Raw genomic sequence first — 17,051 nt, forward strand, 5'->3', positions numbered from 1 at the left:
ACAAGCCTTTTATGTTATCTCAGATAGCCGTTTATTCTTCCTGCAAAACCACTTTGCCAATATAGCCCAAATTCCGATAACGTTGTGCATAATCAATGCCATAGCCCACAACAAACTCATCAGGAATAGTGAACCCCACCCAATCTACTGGCACTTCCACTTCACGGCGTGAAGGTTTATCCAATAGCGTACAGATACGTAATGACGCAGGATCACGCAGTTTTAGCATTTCACGCACTTTTTGCAGGGTGTAACCGGTATCAATAATATCTTCTACAACGAGAACCTGTTCGTTACGAATATCGCCATCAAGATCCTTGCTAATTTTCACATCGTGATTGGTTGTCATTCCACTACCATAGCTTGTCGTGGTCATAAATTCTACTTCCACAGGTAAATCAATTTCACGTACCAAATCAGCCATAAACATAAATGAGCCACGTAGCAAACCAACCACAATCAACTTTTCCACTTGTTGCTGATGGTAATATTGAGTAATCTCGCGCCCCAATTCACCAATTCTAGTACGCACATCTTGTTCCGAAATCATCACATCTACATAGTGTTTTTTCATTATTAATTTACCTTTAAGCCCCCAATGGCACAAATGATCGAGTTAAAAACGGCTAAATTGTAGCAAAAAAAAGGCCGAGATATAAGTCTCAGCCTTTTAAATACCCTAACGAATTTACTTTCTACTCTACTTGTTTGGAGCATCTTAAAAATGAATGATCATTTTTAATAACAATACTTAACAAACAGAGGCATTTTAACAAACTAAAAAACAATGTCAATAGGAATAATTCTCATTTGTAAATTAATTTCCTGATACTTTCATTCTTTCTAACAAAATCGACCCTGTTTGAATATTAGAGCGGTGTTCCACATCATCTGCCACTGCGATAATTTGCTTAAACATTTCAGGGAGCAAGCCAGCAATAGTAATTTCTGCCACAGGATACTGAATTTCCCCCTTTTCAACCCAAAAACCTGATGCGCCACGAGAGTAATCACCCGTGACTAAATTTACCCCTTGCCCCATTAAATCCGTAACAAGTAAACCTGTTCCCATTTCTTTCAAGAGTGCAGGTAAACCACCTTGCAAATTCGGAGTTACTTGCCAATTATGAATACCGCCAGCGTGTCCTGTACTTTGCATACCAAGTTTTCGTCCACTGTAACTGGTTAATAAATAAGTTTGCAAAATACCTTGCTCAATGATTTCCCTATCTCGGGTTCGCACCCCCTCACTATCAAAAGGAGAGGAGGCCAATTTACCGATTAAATGTGGGCGCTCACTAATGTGAAACCAATCTGGCAAAATAGGTTTTCCTAAAGCATCTAACAAAAAGCTCGCTTTGCGATATAAACTGCCACCACTAATCGCCGCCGTTAAATGGCTAATCAGCCCTGTGGCGACATCATTTAGAAAGATCACTGGCACTTCTTGAGTCGCAATTTTTTGCGGATTGAGGCGCGATAAGGCTTTTTTCGCCGCATTTTCACCCACCCAAGCGGGATTTTCTAATTTATCGGGGTAACGCGAAACCGTATATTCGTAATCACGCTCAAGCTGATCATTGTTAACGGCGATCATTGAACAAGAAAGGGAATAACGGCTAGACAAATAGCTTTGTAACATTCCATAACTATTACCATAAACTCGCACACCTGTATGAGAATTAAAAGCAGCGCCTTCACTATTTACAATGCGTTCATCATAATCTAACGCCGTTTTTTCCACCTGTAACGCTAACGCAGCCGCCTGATCCACATCAATTTCAGCAGGATGATAAAGAGATAAATCTGGTGCCTCAAACGCCATTAAATCGCGATCAGCCAAACCGGCACAATCATCAGGTGAGGTATATTTCGCAATGGCAAGTGCTGCCTCCACGGCATTTTTTATTGCCACAGGGCTTAAATCCGAAGTGGAAGCATTGCCTTTTTGTTGTCCTAAATAAACCGAAATGCCCAATGCGCCATCATTATTAAATTCCACATTTTCAATTTCTTGCAAACGCGTGGAAACAGAAAGCCCATTCACTTTGGTCACAGCAACTTCAGCACTAGCCCCAGCTTTTGTTGCAATATCAATGGCATAACTTACAGCCTCGCGTAATTCTTGCTCTTGCTGTTTTAAAAGTGCGGTGGAATTTTGTTGCATTTTTTTAACCTCTTATCAAAATTTGCCGTATTTTATCCCATTTTCCCTTATCTCGCTAATTTAGACAAAATTATGCTACACTAACGGCTATTTAATGCATTTCGATTTAGGAAACCCTTATGGCAAAACGTAAGAAAGAACAATTTGATTGGGAAGATGACGAACAAGAAGAGATTATTTGGGTAAGTAAAAGTGAAATAAAACGCGACGCAGAAGCGTTAAAACAGCTTGGTGAAAAATTAGTTAATCTGACTAAAACAAACTTGGAAAAAATACCACTGGAAGAAAATATTCTTGATGCGATTGAACTTGCCCAACGTTTACAAAAAGAAGCCAAGCGTCGCCAATTACAATATATTGGCAAACTGCTACGCCAGATTGATACCACGGCTATTCAAGAAGCGTTGGATAAAATAGAAAATAAGCACAACCATCAACAAGCCTTACTGCACAAATTAGAATTATTGCGTGATGAACTTATCATCAAAGGGGATGAGGTATTAGGCGACTTACTGAATGATTATCCTAATGCAGATCGCCAGCATTTGCGTAACTTAATCCGTACAGCCCAAAAAGAAAAAGCACAAAACAAACCACCAAAAGCCTATCGTGAACTCTTTCAATACTTAAAAGAATTAGCGATTGAGGAATAATTTCGAATATCTCAATAAAAATGGCACGTTAATGTGCCATTTTAGTTTCGGATGTTACTTACCTATTTCTTCGGCGCTTGCATAAAGCGGAAGAAGTCGCTGTCTGGTTTGAGAATCAGCATATTGTTTGATTCTGCAAAACTTTTTTCGTAGGCTTTCATACTACGCACAAAGCTGTAAAATTCAGGTTCTTGTGCGAAAGCATCAGCATATAATTTAGCGGCTGTCGCATCGCCATTGCCTCGTAATTCTTGTGCTGTTTTATTGGCTGTGGCTAAAATAACGGTAACTTTACGATCTACATCAGCCTGAATAAAGGCAGCTTTTTCTTTACCTTGTGAACGATGCTCACGAGCCACTGCATCACGCTCCGCACGCATACGTTGGTAAATTGAGGAAGACACTTCATCAGGTAGATTGATTTGTTTTACCCGCACATCTACTACTTCGATACCTAATTCTGAGGTGCTATCTTGCCCTGTATTCAAGGCTTTGCGTGCGCCAACCATTAATTCGCCGCGTGTGCCTGATACAATGTCTTTAATGGTGCGTGAACCCACTTCAGAACGTAAACGGTCATTCACTTTACGGCGTAGTAAATTAGAGGCTTGTGTATAATCCCCGCCACCTGTTGCTGTGAAGAAACGGCCGAAATCACTGATTCGCCATTTCACATAAGAATCCACTAAAAGATCTTTTTTCTCAACGGTAACAAAGCGATCTGGCGCACCATCAAGGGTGCGAATGCGGGCATCTAACACTTTCATTGAATCAATAAAGGGGATTTTGAAATGTAAACCCGGTTCATAGACAACCACTTTATTGTCTGAATCACGATGAACCTTGCCGAAACGCAACATAATACCACGCGTGCCTTCATCAACAATCACAAGGCTAGAATAAATCACCGCGAGCAATACCAGTAAAACAGGGGTTAAAATCTTACGCATTAGTTAAATCTCCCTTGGCGGTTTTCAGATGATTGTTGATCGTTCTCACTGTTGGAAAAACGGCGAGTATCGGAATAAATTTCCTGATTTTTCACCGCACTTTGTGAATTTGATGAATTAGGTGCGGTGCTTTTTTCGCTATTTTTTTGCGATAAAATTTTATCCAACGGTAACACACTTAAATTATTGCTGTTGCTATCTAGCAAGACTTTCGGCGTGTTTGCCATCACTTTTTCCATTGTTTGAATATATAAGCGATCACGCAATAATTGCGGTGCTGCTTTAAATTCAGGTAAGAGACGCTGGAAACGTTCTACTTCCCCTTGCGCATTTAACACCACTTGATCTTTATAGGCAGTAGCTTCTTCGATAATACGTTGCGCATTACCACGCGCGATAGGCTCTTGCTCACGGGCATAAGCCTCAGCTTCACGAATGTAGCGCTGTTCATCTTCTTGTGCTTTAATCGCATCATCAAACGCCGCTTTGACTTCTTCTGGCGGACGGGCTGATTGGAAGTTTACATCAAGCACTTCTAGTCCCATATCATAAGGCTGAATAATGCCATTTAAGGCTTTCCAAGTGTCTTCACGCACAATTGAACGCCCAGTGGTTAAAATATCATCCATTGACATATGTCCGATCACATAACGCAAGGCACTGTCGGTAGCTTGGTTTAAGCTATCGTCAGCATTGGTCACGCTGAATAAATATTTCGCTGGATCACTCACACGATATTGTACGGTCATTTCTACTTTCACCATATTTTCATCGCGGGTAAGCATTGCACCTTGAGTTTTCAATTCTTTCACTTGTTCTACATTGACAGGAATGACTTTATCCACGAAAGTCGGTCTCCAGTTCAAACCCGGTTGGACGATTTTTTCCAATTCGCCAAAGCGTAGCACAACACCTCGTTCCGCTTCTTTCACGGTATAAAACCCACTCACGCCCCAAACAATCACCCCAATTACTGCGGCAATAGGTAATAATTTACCTAAGCCAAAAGAGGCACCTTTACCGCCGTGATGGTTACCACCATTTTGACCACCGCCAAGTTTTTTCAATAAATTACTAAAGACTTCTTCAAGGTCAGGTGGGGATTGTTCTTGCTTATTGCGCTTATCCCATTGGTCATTCGGATTGGCTTTGTTATCCGATTGATTTGGGTTATTCCCCGGTTTTCCCCAAGGATCTTGATCTGAACCATTTAAGGACATTTTTTTTCTCCATTTGTCAAAAAATTGTTATCAGTCTAAACAAAATATATCGTGAAGTCTAGGGCCGATTGCCTGCCCTTTCTCATTCCCTTTCCTTTCAAAAATCTGTTAAAGTGGGGTTTACTTTATAGCCAATTTTTTGCTTTAATTCGGTTTGTTTCAACCCTTTGTCATTCCAATAGAAATAATGCGCTGCGGCAAGCGTTTCATTAGCAAAAGCGGACAAATAAAAGGGCAATTCTTGTGTGAATATGGCTTCCCCTTGCGGGCAATGCGCAGAAAATAATTGCAAATCATCTGCTTGGTGATCCACTTCAGACAATTTTACAATGCCAACTCCTTGAGATTTCAGCAGTGCTTCACGCAAACACCAAATGCGATAAAAGGCGTTTTTTTTATCGGGCTGTTTGGCAAACCATTGCTGTTCTTGTTCTGAGGCAAAATAGCCAAGCAAGGCAGCATAATCTCGGGCTTTTTGCGGAAATTCAATATCAATTCCTACCGCACTTTGCTTTTGGCTTGCTTTTTCATTCACGCTTAGCATCACCGCCACCCAATCTCCCGAATGGCTAATATTAAAATCAATCGAGGGGTCAGGAAAATAAGGTCTCTGGCTTTGGCTGTAAGCAATCTGAGATAAAAGTGCGGTGGAAATTTTTGCTGTTTTTAATAACTCCCATAATAAAAAATGTGCTACCCAACGGCAACGATAACGTTGCAGCAAACGCGGTTGTTCAGGCGGTGTTTGACGCAATTTTGGCGTGAGTAATGCTGTTGGAATTTGCTCGAAAGGATAAGACTGATGAATATTTCCCCACGCAATAAAAATGCTCATTGATGCTCCTTGTTACGCAGGGAAAGAAAATTAATGCTGAAAACGAGCTAAACGCGCACGGCAGAATTGCGCTTGTTTCTCGGCAGAAAGTTGAGTAAATGCTTTGCGATATTGCGCAAAATCTTGTTGCAATGCCTGCAAGGTTTCCGCAGGTAAGGTGGAGGTGGCAACATTCTCATCTAAAATATTGAAATAGGTTTGGCAACTGTTCACTAATTTATCCGATTGACTGATATTCAATACCGAACTACACGCAGATAGCAATAAGCTGATAACGACAATAAATTTTTTCATACCATTCCTTTTTATAAGTCAAAAAATAAGCGTTGCCGCATTTGAGACAACGCTTCTATTCTAACCGAATTTATTTAGATAACAACTCATTTACACGTTTAATGAATGCCGTTGGGTTTTCTAATGAACCACGTTCCGCAAACATCGCTTGCTCAAGCAGTAACTCAATCCAGTTTGCAAATTGTTCTTCATCTGCCATATCAGCGACTTTTTTCACTAAATGATGATCTGGATTTAACTCGAACGTATATTTCACTTCAGGTACAGGCTGACCGCTCATCGCAAACAATTTTGCCATTTGGGTAGTCATTTGATCATTGTCCGTTGATACCACAGCAGGGGTGTCTGTTAAACGATGGGTTAAACGCACCGCTTTTACGCGATCCCCTAATAAGGTGGTTACTCGTTCAATAAAAGACCCAAAGGCTTGATCTTGGGCTTTTTGCTCTTCCTGTTCTTGGTCAGCCAAATCACCTAAATCAAGATCGGATTTTGTGATTGGTTGCAATGGTTTACCATCAAATTCAGTGAGATAGCTAAGCATCCATTCATCAATACGATCAGAAAGCAATAAGACTTCAATGCCTTTCTTATTAAATAGCTCTAAGTGCGGGCTATTTTTCGCAGCAATATAGCTATCTGCGGTGATGTAATAAATGGCTTTTTGCCCTTCTTTCATTCGTGAAACATAATCATCTAAAGAAACGGTTTGCTCGTTGCTATCATTATGTGTTGAAGCAAAGCGATACAAGCGCGCAATTTGCTCACGATTAGCAAAATCTTCTGCAACCCCTTCTTTTAACACCAAACCAAATTCTTTCCAGAATTGTAAGTATTGCTCTGGGTTGTCTTTTGCTAATTTTTCTAGCATTTGTAATGAACGCTTGGTGAGCGCTTTACGTAAGGCTGCGGTAACTTTGTTATCTTGCAAAATTTCGCGAGATACGTTAAGCGGTAAATCATTGCTGTCAATTAAACCACGCATAAAACGCAGATAGTTCGGCATAAATTGTTCTGCATCGTCCATAATAAATACACGTTGCACATAGAGCTTCAAGCCCTGTTTATGATCACGGTTGAACAGATCCCAAGGGGCTTTAGATGGCACATAAAGCAGGCTCGTATATTCTTGATTGCCTTCCACTTTATTGTGCGCCCATAAAAGCGGATCAGCAAAGTCGTGGCTTAAATGCTTATAAAATTCCTTATATTCCTCATCAGAAATATCGCCTTTTGCTCGTGTCCAAAGTGCTTGCGCTTTGTTAATTTTTTCCCATTTTACGCCCGTTTCTTTGCCTTCATCATCATATTCTTGCGTTAAAATTTCTACTGGCAAGCCGATATGATCAGAATATTTGCTGATGATTTCACGCAAACGCCACGCATTGGCAAACCCTTTATCTTCCTCGCGTAAGTGTAAAGTAATCTCGGTGCCACGATCTTTTTTCTCAATATTTTCAACGGTATATTCACCTTCACCAGTGGATTCCCATAACACGCCTTGATCGGCAGGCGCGCCCGCAGCACGGGTTTTCACCGTAACTTTATCCGCCACAATAAAGGCTGAATAGAACCCTACACCAAACTGTCCAATAAGCTGGCTATCTTTAGCTTGATCAGCCCCCAGTGCGCTCAAAAATTCTTTCGTACCTGATTTGGCAATTGTACCTAAATGGTCGATAACTTGCTCGCGTGTCATTCCAATGCCATTATCGCTAATGGTGATCGTGCCTTTTTCCTCATTAAAGCTGATACGTACTTTTAAATCACCTTCGCCCTCATACAGTTCAGGAGCAGAAAGGGCTTTAAAGCGCAACTTGTCCGCTGCATCAGAAGCATTTGAAATTAGCTCACGTAAAAAGATTTCTTTATTGGAATAAAGTGAGTGGATCATTAATTGAAGCAATTGTTTAACTTCAGACTGAAATCCACGGGTTTCTTGATTTTTGTTCATATTGTATCCTCTCTTTTTAATGGGATCTTATATAAGAATAAATGAAGGAATTTCAATGGGTGAAGTTTTATTCGATGAAAGTTTAAGCATTTCTACACAATAAAAATGCGGTGAAAAACCACCGCACTTTTTTATTTATGAAATCAATTATCTAATCACAATTTCTGCGATGACATAACCAACCATACAAGCGACAACCACGCCAATTAAGCCCGGCATCATAAAGCTGTGATTGAAATAGTATTTACCAATTTTGGTTGTTCCTGTTACGTCAAAGTTCACGGTTGCAATATCTGACGGATAATTTGGAATGAAGAAATAACCGTAAGTTGCCGGCATCAAACCAACCAGTAGCGGTGCTGGTAAACCTAAACCAATACCAACAGGCAACATCATTACTGCCGTAGCGGCTTGACTGTTAATCACAACAGAAACAGCAAACAAGGCGAAAGCAAATGTCCAAGGGTAGGCTTTTACCATTTCAGTAATGCCCGCTTTAAATTGTGGCATAGCATATTGGAAATATGTATCGCTCATCCACGCAATCCCAAAAATCGCAATTGCCGCAACCATTCCTGATTTAAAAACCACACCATTAGGCACAATTTGCGGGTTGGTTTTTGTTACTAAGAGAATAATCCCACCGAAACATAGCATCATCATTTGAATAATGATAGACATTGAAATGACTTTTGTCCCCTCGCCGATAGTACGTACTTCTGGGAACATTGCGATACAAACAATCACAATAAGTGAAAGAATGAAAAGATAAACAGACTGTTTCGCTGCGGGTGGTAATTCTTCATTCAATGTAGTGCTTGTTGTATTTAAAATACGTTCACGCCAAATAGGATCTTGTAAACGGCGTTGATATTCTGGATCTTGTTCTAATTCTTTGCCACGACGCATACTATATAACGCAAGTGCAATCGTACCGGCAAACGTAGCAGGAACAGTAACACAAATAATATCCAATAAACTAATATGCTCAAATCCCGGTAATTCCGTAATTTTACCTAGATAATATACCACTGCCGCAGAAAGTGGGCTTGATGTAATCGCTAACTGAGAGGCAACAGAGGCTGCAGCCATTGGTCTTTCTGGACGAATTTTATTTTTTAGCGCAACATCACCAATAATTGGCATAATAGAATACACGGAATGGCCTGTACCAAGCATAAAGGTCATCAAATAAGTGACGATTGGCCCAAGTAGCGTAACGCGCTTAGGGTTATTACGCAAAATTCGCTCTGCCACTTGTAACATAAATTTTAACCCACCCGCGGCTTCTAATACAGAAGCACAAGTAACAACCGCTAAGATGATTAGCATTACACTGATAGGCGCTTTCCCTACGGGCATTCGTAATACAAAAACCTCAATGGCAAGACCTATTCCTGAAACAACACCAAGACCAATCCCGCCATAACGGCTACCGATATAAAGCATTAAAAGTAGAAATAAAAATTCTAAATAAAGCATAGTCTATCCCTAAAATGAGTTATAAAAAATTCTACTCACAATAATACGTTATTTACTATTTTCTACAATATGGGAAGAGAAATTATTTAATGAAAAGGCTATCTAAATCAAATTTTACAGAAAAGAGAAAAAATTAAGGCGGTCTAAAAACCGCCTTAACTATAATTATTGATTGTTTTGAACGTAATCAATTGCAGATTGAACTGTCGTAATTTTTTCTGCTTCTTCATCAGGAATTTCAATATCAAATTCTTCTTCTAAAGCCATTACTAATTCAACAGTATCTAAAGAATCCGCACCTAAATCTTCAACGAATGAAGCTTCTGGTTTTACATCTTCTTCTTTAACACCTAATTGTTCAACAATGATTTTTTTTACGCGTTCTTCAATGCTCATTTGCTTTTTCCTATTTATAGTTAGCCATAAAATAATGGTTTTATAGTGTATTTATTTTTTGCTAAGTTGCAACCTCTTTTTACAAGGTCAAACCACAAATTCTTAATGAAAATACACTTGTTAAAATACGTTAGCTTACTCTGCTAACGCAACAGCCAACGTAAATAATTTACATCGCTACCAATGATTCTAGCATTAAGGCTAGTTTTTGGCTATGTTTTCATTCGATAAATTGCGTTAAATTCAAGATAGATCAAACAAATTTAATGGAATACCTCCACGAAATGTTTCTATCTTAAGCCATATACATACCGCCATTAACGTGCAATGTGGTTCCTGTAATATAGCCAGCATCATCAGAGGCTAAGAAAGCCACTGCTTTGGCAATATCTTTTGGCTCGCCTAAACGCCCAGCAGGCACGTTAGCCAACGTCGCTGCTTTTTGTTCTTCGGTTAACGCATCAGTCATATCTGTTGCAATAAAGCCGGGCGCAACAACATTAACCGTAATGCCACGGGAAGCCACTTCTTTTGCTAATGCTTTACTAAATCCAATAAGCCCCGCTTTTGCCGCGCAATAATTTGATTGTCCAGGGTTACCCATTGAACCAACCACAGAACCGATAGTAATAATACGCCCAAAACGTTTTTTCATCATTGTACGTAGCATCGCCTTAGAAAGATGGAATACGGAAGTAAGGTTAGTTTGTAAAATATCAAACCATTCTTCTTCTTTCATTCTCATTAATAGGTTATCACGGGTGATCCCTGCGTTATTAACCAGAATATCAATATCACCAAAGTCTGCTTTAATTTTCGCTAATACATCTTCAATAGATTGCTGATCTGCAACATTTAAAACTAAACCTTTACCTTTCTCACCTAAGTAAGCTGAAATACTTTCCGCCCCTTTTTCAGAGGTTGCTGTACCAATCACAAAAGCACCTTTAGCACTTAACTCTTCGGCAATTGCACGACCAATGCCACGGGTTGCTCCTGTTACTAACGCAATTTTACCTTGCATAATGTTTCTCCTAATTTTTAGGCTTCAGTTAATAAAGTGTGCGCCTTTTCTAATGAGGCAAGATCATTTACCGCAACAGCCGTTAATTCTTTCACAATACGACTCGTTAATCCTGTTAATACTTTATTTGGTCCGATTTCAAGTAACACTTCAATACCATTCTGCGCCATTGCTTCTACGCTTTCAGTCCAACGTACTGGGCTATATAGCTGGCGAACAAGTGCGGTGCGAATTTCGTGACTTTTTTCTTCTGCTTTTACATCAACATTGTTAATCACCGCAATTTCAGGCGTTTTGATGGCAATGCTTTCTAAAGAGACTGCTAATTGATCGGCAGCGGGTTTCATTAATGCACAATGAGATGGTACGCTTACTGCAAGTGGTAAAGCACGTTTTGCGCCCGCTTCTTTACAAGCCGCTGCGGCTCGTTCTACTGCAGCTTTTGCACCGGCAATTACCACTTGTCCCGGTGAATTAAAGTTCACCGCTGAAACCACTTCACCCTGCTCTGCCTCTTTACAGGCTTTAATGATTGATTCATTATCTAAACCAATAATGGCATACATTGCCCCAGTTCCCTCTGGCACGGCTTGCTGCATTAATTTTCCACGTAACTCAACTAATTGGATAGCATCTTGAAAATCAATTACCCCAGCACAGACTAAGGCTGAATATTCACCTAAGCTATGCCCCGCCATAACAGCAGGCACTAACTGTGGATATTGCTGTTGCCATACTCGATAAATTGCAACAGATGCCGCTAAAAGAGCGGGTTGAGTTTGCCACGTTTTATTTAATTCTTCAGCGGGTCCTTGTTGGACTAATTGCCATAAATCATAGCCAAGTACCTCTGAAGCTTGCTTAAAGATTTGTTCTACAACAGGAAATTGCTCAGCTAATTCCGCTAACATTCCCACTGTTTGTGATCCTTGTCCGGGGAAAACCATTGCAAATTTTTTCATTCTTATATCCTATTTTTGAAATTGAGTTGCTATTCTAGCAGATAAAGTTAAAAACGAACTAAGGCTGATCCCCAAGTCCAACCACCACCAAAGGCTTCTAATAAAAGTAATTGACCGCGCTGAATACGCCCATCGCGTACTGCTTCATCTAGCGCGGTAGGAACGGTTGCGGCACTGGTATTACCATAACGATCAAGGGTAATAACCACTTGTGCCATATCCATTTCTAGTTTTTTCGCGGTGGCACTAATAATGCGTAAGTTTGCTTGATGTGGCACTAACCAATCTAGATCTTTTTTATCTAATTTATTGAAAGAAAGGGTTTCTTCCACCACGTTAGATAATTGACTTACCGCCAGTTTAAAGGTCGCATTGCCTTGCATTGAAATATAACCAGACTGCTCATTACCACGTTGCGCCTGCGGTAAGACGAGCATATCTTCTGTATCTGGTGAAGCGTGTAGATGGGTAGAAATAATTCCCGCTTTTTCACTTGCTTCCAAAATCACAGCCCCTGCCCCATCACCGAATAGCACCACAGTACTACGATCTGTTTCATCAAGATGGCGAGAATTTAGATCTGCACCAAGCACCAAGGCTTTTTTTACCTGTCCGTTACGCACAAATTGATCAGCAACAGAAAGCGCATAAATAAAGCCTGTACAAGCTGCTGCGACATCAAATGCAATCGCATCTTTAATTCCTAATAAGCCTTGTATTTGACAGGCGGCACTTGGATAAGAATGAGAATTTGTCGTTGTCCCCACCACAATCAGATCAATTTCTTGTGGATCAAGATTTGCCATTGCCAAAGCATTTTTTGCTGCTGCTGCGCCCATTGTTGCAACGGTTTGATTCTCACCAGCTATGCGACGTTCTTTAATACCTGAACGAGTCGTAATCCATTCGTCCGAGGTATCCACCATTTTTTCTAAATCCGCATTTGTTCTCACTTGCTCTGGTGCATAGCTACCAGTGGCTAAAATTCTACTATACATAATAATTTCAAATAATTAATGTTCACTAACGAGGAAAGCCCGCTGAAAAAGAAAGTGTATTAAAAGTGCGGTCTGTTTTTTGCACATTTTTACTAAAACACCGTTTATCCTATCAGCTTGACAGAATAATCATCTCCGAGATTACTTTTCTAACCCTGCCAAAATTTTTTCTGGAAGGTTATACCTTGCTTGCTGTACGGCATCAAGGATTGCATAAGCAAAACCATCAATATTTGCACTACCGTGGCTTTTTACAACCACGGCAGTTAAACCGATTAGGGTTGCACCGTTATATTGATCAGGATTAATTTGTCTTAATCGCTGAAAACTTCCTTTTAATAAAAAAGTTTTGACGAACCAACGCCCAATAAATTTACAAATATGATTTGTTTTATTCAATGTTGAATGCCCTTTGAATAAAGAAATCACATTCTTCGCTGCGCCCTCTAAGGTTTTGAGCGCAATATTACCCGCAAAACCATCATTTACGATAACATCTGCTTTACCATTAAGTAATAAATCCCCTTCAATAAATCCGATATAATTTAACGCCGGATTTTGCTTCAACAGGGTGGCGGCCTCACGAATAGACTTATGCCCTTTAATTTCTTCAATACCAATATTCAATAACGCAATACGGGGATAAACCAATCCAAGACAACTTTCCGCAAAAATTGCACCCATTAAGGCAAACTGATAAAGATTCTGTGCAGAACAATCAATATTTGCCCCTAAATCTAACATCACACTGCGATCGCCATTAATCGTAGGAATAAGTGAAACGAGTGCTGGGCGTTCGATTCCTTTAAGCGGTTGCAATAAAATTTTTGCTAAGCCCATTAATGCCCCAGTATTCCCTGCACTGACACAAGCTTGTGCCTCACCTTTCTGCACGGCCTCAATGGCTAAACGCATTGACGTCCCTTTACTATGACGCAAGGCATAAGATAAATCTTGGCTATTATCAATCACCTTAGTGCAGTGGCAAACTTTAATTCGTTCTTGCAAAGATGAAGAGAGGTTTTCTAATAAAGGAAGAATTTGTTGGCTATCGCCAAATAATAAAACAGAAAGCATTGGATCTTGCTCCAACGCTTTTATTGATGCGGGGATAGTAACACGGGGACCAATGTCCCCGCCCATCACATCTAACGCAAGGGTTAGACGGCTCAAGTCAATACCTTATAGAAAAGGAATTACTTGTTGATCACTTTACGGCCACGGTAATAACCGTCAGCGGTAACGTGATGACGTAAATGAGTTTCGCCACTTGCTTTATCTACTGATACTGCAGCAGTAGTTAAGGCATCGTGTGAACGACGCATATCACGACGTGAACGAGATTTTTTATTTTGTTGAACAGCCATTGGCTATACTCCTAAATTTACTTTTGCTTTAAACTAGCTAATACAGCGAACGGGTTCGGTTTTTTTGCCAACGCTTCGGGCAATGTTCCAAAAACCTGTTCAGCCACGGACACTTCACAGTGTTCAGATGAATGCATCGGCACAATCGGCAGACATAACATAAGTTCATCTTCAATCGTTGCCAATAAATCTATTTCACCAAATTCGTTAAGTTCTATTGGTTCATAAATGTCTGGTAACGCATCAGCTTGATCCAAATCAGAAACAGGGCTATATGCAAATTCAGTTTCTAAAAGCTGATTAAAAGGTTCTCCACAGCGCTGACAAGTAAGTGCCACCTCAACGCGTGCGTTGCCTTTCATAACAACTAATTTTTGTGGATCAATGAAAAATGATAATGTTACCTGTGCATCGCTGAGCACTTTATCTACTGATTCAGCCAGACGGCAAAGTTGCTTGATCGCATAATAACCATCATAATCCAACCTACGTTGCGCATCTCTTACTGGATCAGTTGTAAGGGGTAATTTTACCTTTTGCATAGGGCGTGAATATTACCTTTTGATGTGCAAATAGTCAAAGGAAATTATAATTTTTTATGTGAAAAAGCCAAATTTCCTTTTTAGCAGATTGACGTTAATTTTTCTAAAGAGAGAAATTCCGCTTGCGGAAAATGTTTTTGCAAATAATTTTGCAAATATTGTGCCGTTTCCTTGTTAATCATTTCATCACCTAATGGATAGCGATTATAAATTAATCCTTTTACTTCAATATGATACTGTTTACAGGCTAACAAGCTGAGTAAGGTGTGATTAATGCTGCCTAATTTCCCTGAAGTAACAAGGATAAGGGGATATTGTTGCTGGGCAATATAATCCAATGTGGTATGTTGATCATCATAAGGCACACACAAGCCCCCAGCACCTTCCAGTAAAACATAATCATAACGGCTTGCCAGTTCATCTGTGGCTTGACGGATAAGTGCGGTAGAAATTTTTCGATTTTCTAGCTGTGCTGCTAAATGCGGCGAACAAGGGTAAGAAAATAAATAAGGACAAGTCAGCCCTTGCTTATCTTCTGGCAATAAGCCTATGCCTTGTAATTTACGATGCTGTATGATGTCTTCTGAAATGTCTTCACAGCCCGTTTGGATCATTTTCTGCGTAATCACAGAAGCTCCTTGGTCGGCGAGCTTTTTCGCATACCAACCTGTGGCAATAGTTTTGCCCACATCCGTATCAATCCCAGAGATGAATAATACTTGCCCTGCCATTTTATTCCTCTTACGTTAATTTTTCTGCCAAAATAAAAAGTGGCTGATAATTCAACCGCACTTGTCCTTGCGTATTTTGATATTGCGCGTTGTAATCTGCAATAAATTGTTGTAAGCGCCCTTTTGTCCAGCCCCCTTGTCCTGTCGCTGTTACACCAGTCACTTTGAGATGTTGCAAGACCGCCAACGGACTAGCAAAATAAAGCGGAATCGCTTGCTCAAACAGCGCTTTGATTTCAAATCTAGCACTCAACCATTGTTGCCACTGCGATAGATCAGGATAGTCTAAACCAATTCCCGTCAAAGCACGAATTTCTGCTAAATTTTTCGGTGCAAAAGTGCTAATAAGTAAAATGCCTTTTTCACGTAATAAATCGGCACATTTATTGACGAACGCTTGCGGATCGGCAAACCACTGTACTGCTGATGCTGAAGCGATCAGATCATAATCGGTAGGAAAGGGATAAATTTCTCCATCTCCTTGATAAAAAACAAAATTATCTTGTGGGAATAATGTATCAAGTTGATTTTTTACATCACATAAATCGTTAAACGCCCAAGATTTTACTTGTAAATGTTGTGCCAAAAGTTGGCTAAAATGCCCTGTTCCACAACCAATTTCTAACACCTGTGAAAACGCAGTGCGACCCGTTTGCAATAAAAGCTGCAACAGTTGTTGATTAATTTGCTGTTGTGCTTTAGCTTGACTGTCATAGCTGGGTAAGGCTTGGCTAAAGCATTGTGCGACACGAGATTTATCCACCACGTTCATTAAAATAACTCAGCCCAAGTATGAAATTGTGCAAAGGGATAGTGAGGCAATGGCATTGTTTGCAAGACAAATTCTGTGGAATTTTGCACCGCACTCGGTTGTGCAGTATTGCCTGTTTTTTCACTCATATAAGTTTGCCAATAAACACACTGATTCGGACTAGGAAAAATGCGATCTTTCTCACCAATAATGGCGCGTGTCCAATCAATTGCGTTTCCCTTATCCTGCTGAATATATTGATAAAGTTCGCCTAATTCTGACCGCACTTGTTGCCAATCACGTTGTCCTTCTAATTGACAATATTGCTCAAATGTAGCGCTATCACCGCACATTCTGCGTTGAAATTTCGCTAAATGGCGTTCATCTAGCTGTTCCAGTGTACCGATAAATACGGCTTGCGGAATGCCCATTGTATCATCACAAGGTTTGCCTGTGCCGTTTATTGCGGTGGCACTCACAAGAGGCATTTGTCCTAGCACTTGATTTGCCACCCACACGCCCATTGACCAAGCTACGACACGGATCTGTGCATAATGAGAAAGATCAAAATGAAAATTCAGATCTTGATAGTCATAGCACAGTAATAAATCCGTTTTTTCTGGTAACACCAAGTGAGATACGACACTGGCTGGTGTTCCCCAACCAGCAAAATAGAGGATTAAATTCGGGCTATGTTCTGCGCCTTTGATCAATTCTGTTTGCAT

Annotated in this window: 19 protein-coding genes; 1 reads left to right on the forward strand and 18 read right to left on the reverse strand. The window is 40.2% G+C overall.

Annotated elements, in window-relative coordinates; all coding sequences use genetic code 11:
- Positions 1-31 precede the first annotated feature (31 nt).
- Positions 32-574: a hypoxanthine phosphoribosyltransferase gene (gene hpt / locus L4F93_RS02060; RefSeq protein WP_250350893.1), complete on the reverse strand. Its 543-nt coding sequence runs from the start codon at positions 572-574 to the stop codon at positions 32-34.
- A 243-nt stretch (positions 575-817) separates the two neighbouring features.
- Complete coding sequence (pmbA, locus tag L4F93_RS02065) at positions 818-2,167, reverse strand: metalloprotease PmbA (RefSeq protein ID WP_250350894.1); 1,350 nt, start codon at positions 2,165-2,167, stop codon at positions 818-820.
- Positions 2,168-2,286: 119 nt separating this feature from the next.
- Between pmbA and yjgA the strand changes: the two genes are divergently transcribed.
- Positions 2,287-2,820 carry a ribosome biogenesis factor YjgA gene (yjgA, locus tag L4F93_RS02070; RefSeq protein ID WP_250350895.1) on the forward strand — a complete coding sequence of 178 codons (534 nt, stop codon included), beginning with the start codon at positions 2,287-2,289 and terminating at the stop codon, positions 2,818-2,820.
- 62 nt (positions 2,821-2,882) lie between these two features.
- Here yjgA and hflC read toward each other — a convergent pair whose 3' ends face one another.
- The 16 genes from hflC to L4F93_RS02150 form a co-directional block, all read right to left on the reverse strand.
- The gene (hflC, locus tag L4F93_RS02075; RefSeq protein WP_250350896.1) at positions 2,883-3,770 is read right to left on the reverse strand and encodes a protease modulator HflC; all 888 of its coding nucleotides are present in this window, start codon (positions 3,768-3,770) and stop codon (positions 2,883-2,885) included.
- A complete protein-coding gene (gene hflK, locus L4F93_RS02080; RefSeq protein ID WP_250350897.1) occupies positions 3,770-4,990 on the reverse strand; it encodes an FtsH protease activity modulator HflK in 1,221 nt (406 codons plus the stop codon). The genes hflC and hflK overlap by 1 nt, the downstream gene beginning before the upstream one ends.
- A gap of 97 nt (positions 4,991-5,087) precedes the next feature.
- Positions 5,088-5,825 (reverse strand): 4'-phosphopantetheinyl transferase family protein, encoded by a 738-nt coding sequence (locus tag L4F93_RS02085; RefSeq protein WP_250350898.1) that lies wholly within the window; start codon positions 5,823-5,825, stop codon positions 5,088-5,090.
- 30 nt (positions 5,826-5,855) lie between these two features.
- Entirely contained in the window at positions 5,856-6,119 is a 264-nt protein-coding gene (locus L4F93_RS02090) for a DUF5339 family protein (protein ID WP_250350899.1), read from the reverse strand.
- A 70-nt stretch (positions 6,120-6,189) separates the two neighbouring features.
- The gene (gene htpG / locus L4F93_RS02095) at positions 6,190-8,073 is read right to left on the reverse strand and encodes a molecular chaperone HtpG (protein WP_250350900.1); all 1,884 of its coding nucleotides are present in this window, start codon (positions 8,071-8,073) and stop codon (positions 6,190-6,192) included.
- 147 nt (positions 8,074-8,220) lie between these two features.
- Positions 8,221-9,555 carry an anaerobic C4-dicarboxylate transporter gene (locus L4F93_RS02100; RefSeq protein WP_250350901.1) on the reverse strand — a complete coding sequence of 445 codons (1,335 nt, stop codon included), beginning with the start codon at positions 9,553-9,555 and terminating at the stop codon, positions 8,221-8,223.
- A gap of 165 nt (positions 9,556-9,720) precedes the next feature.
- Positions 9,721-9,951 carry an acyl carrier protein gene (gene acpP / locus L4F93_RS02105; RefSeq protein ID WP_005544465.1) on the reverse strand — a complete coding sequence of 77 codons (231 nt, stop codon included), beginning with the start codon at positions 9,949-9,951 and terminating at the stop codon, positions 9,721-9,723.
- Between the two features lie 295 nt (positions 9,952-10,246).
- Complete coding sequence (fabG, locus tag L4F93_RS02110) at positions 10,247-10,975, reverse strand: 3-oxoacyl-ACP reductase FabG (RefSeq protein ID WP_250350902.1); 729 nt, start codon at positions 10,973-10,975, stop codon at positions 10,247-10,249.
- Between the two features lie 17 nt (positions 10,976-10,992).
- Entirely contained in the window at positions 10,993-11,937 is a 945-nt protein-coding gene (gene fabD / locus L4F93_RS02115; protein WP_250350903.1) for an ACP S-malonyltransferase, read from the reverse strand.
- A gap of 47 nt (positions 11,938-11,984) precedes the next feature.
- Positions 11,985-12,935: a beta-ketoacyl-ACP synthase III gene (locus tag L4F93_RS02120; protein WP_250350904.1), complete on the reverse strand. Its 951-nt coding sequence runs from the start codon at positions 12,933-12,935 to the stop codon at positions 11,985-11,987.
- A 141-nt stretch (positions 12,936-13,076) separates the two neighbouring features.
- Positions 13,077-14,108: a phosphate acyltransferase PlsX gene (gene plsX, locus L4F93_RS02125; RefSeq protein ID WP_250350905.1), complete on the reverse strand. Its 1,032-nt coding sequence runs from the start codon at positions 14,106-14,108 to the stop codon at positions 13,077-13,079.
- 23 nt (positions 14,109-14,131) lie between these two features.
- A complete protein-coding gene (gene rpmF, locus L4F93_RS02130; RefSeq protein ID WP_005544470.1) occupies positions 14,132-14,302 on the reverse strand; it encodes a 50S ribosomal protein L32 in 171 nt (56 codons plus the stop codon).
- A gap of 17 nt (positions 14,303-14,319) precedes the next feature.
- Positions 14,320-14,844 (reverse strand): 23S rRNA accumulation protein YceD, encoded by a 525-nt coding sequence (yceD, locus tag L4F93_RS02135; RefSeq protein WP_250350906.1) that lies wholly within the window; start codon positions 14,842-14,844, stop codon positions 14,320-14,322.
- A gap of 80 nt (positions 14,845-14,924) precedes the next feature.
- On the reverse strand, positions 14,925-15,575 hold the full coding sequence (bioD, locus tag L4F93_RS02140) for a dethiobiotin synthase (protein WP_250350907.1): 651 nt from the start codon (positions 15,573-15,575) through the stop codon (positions 14,925-14,927).
- 10 nt (positions 15,576-15,585) lie between these two features.
- Positions 15,586-16,347, reverse strand: a complete 762-nt coding sequence (gene bioC / locus L4F93_RS02145; protein ID WP_250350908.1) for a malonyl-ACP O-methyltransferase BioC — start codon at positions 16,345-16,347, stop codon at positions 15,586-15,588.
- Positions 16,347-17,051 carry a DUF452 family protein gene (locus L4F93_RS02150; protein ID WP_250350909.1) on the reverse strand — a complete coding sequence of 235 codons (705 nt, stop codon included), beginning with the start codon at positions 17,049-17,051 and terminating at the stop codon, positions 16,347-16,349. The genes bioC and L4F93_RS02150 overlap by 1 nt, the downstream gene beginning before the upstream one ends.

The organism is Avibacterium sp. 20-132 (genome assembly GCF_023611925.1).
In the GTDB taxonomy this organism is placed as follows: domain Bacteria; phylum Pseudomonadota; class Gammaproteobacteria; order Enterobacterales; family Pasteurellaceae; genus Avibacterium.

Coding starts and splice junctions, on each gene's coding strand:
- hpt (WP_250350893.1), bottom strand. CDS start 574: ATGAAAAAACACTATGTAGATGTGATGATTTCGGAACAAGATGTGCGT.
- pmbA (WP_250350894.1), bottom strand. CDS start 2,167: ATGCAACAAAATTCCACCGCACTTTTAAAACAGCAAGAGCAAGAATTA.
- yjgA (WP_250350895.1), top strand. CDS start 2,287: ATGGCAAAACGTAAGAAAGAACAATTTGATTGGGAAGATGACGAACAA.
- hflC (WP_250350896.1), bottom strand. CDS start 3,770: ATGCGTAAGATTTTAACCCCTGTTTTACTGGTATTGCTCGCGGTGATT.
- hflK (WP_250350897.1), bottom strand. CDS start 4,990: ATGTCCTTAAATGGTTCAGATCAAGATCCTTGGGGAAAACCGGGGAAT.
- L4F93_RS02085 (WP_250350898.1), bottom strand. CDS start 5,825: ATGAGCATTTTTATTGCGTGGGGAAATATTCATCAGTCTTATCCTTTC.
- L4F93_RS02090 (WP_250350899.1), bottom strand. CDS start 6,119: ATGAAAAAATTTATTGTCGTTATCAGCTTATTGCTATCTGCGTGTAGT.
- htpG (WP_250350900.1), bottom strand. CDS start 8,073: ATGAACAAAAATCAAGAAACCCGTGGATTTCAGTCTGAAGTTAAACAA.
- L4F93_RS02100 (WP_250350901.1), bottom strand. CDS start 9,555: ATGCTTTATTTAGAATTTTTATTTCTACTTTTAATGCTTTATATCGGT.
- acpP (WP_005544465.1), bottom strand. CDS start 9,951: ATGAGCATTGAAGAACGCGTAAAAAAAATCATTGTTGAACAATTAGGT.
- fabG (WP_250350902.1), bottom strand. CDS start 10,975: ATGCAAGGTAAAATTGCGTTAGTAACAGGAGCAACCCGTGGCATTGGT.
- fabD (WP_250350903.1), bottom strand. CDS start 11,937: ATGAAAAAATTTGCAATGGTTTTCCCCGGACAAGGATCACAAACAGTG.
- L4F93_RS02120 (WP_250350904.1), bottom strand. CDS start 12,935: ATGTATAGTAGAATTTTAGCCACTGGTAGCTATGCACCAGAGCAAGTG.
- rpmF (WP_005544470.1), bottom strand. CDS start 14,302: ATGGCTGTTCAACAAAATAAAAAATCTCGTTCACGTCGTGATATGCGT.
- yceD (WP_250350906.1), bottom strand. CDS start 14,844: ATGCAAAAGGTAAAATTACCCCTTACAACTGATCCAGTAAGAGATGCG.
- bioD (WP_250350907.1), bottom strand. CDS start 15,575: ATGGCAGGGCAAGTATTATTCATCTCTGGGATTGATACGGATGTGGGC.
- bioC (WP_250350908.1), bottom strand. CDS start 16,347: ATGAACGTGGTGGATAAATCTCGTGTCGCACAATGCTTTAGCCAAGCC.
- L4F93_RS02150 (WP_250350909.1), bottom strand. CDS start 17,051: ATGCAAACAGAATTGATCAAAGGCGCAGAACATAGCCCGAATTTAATC.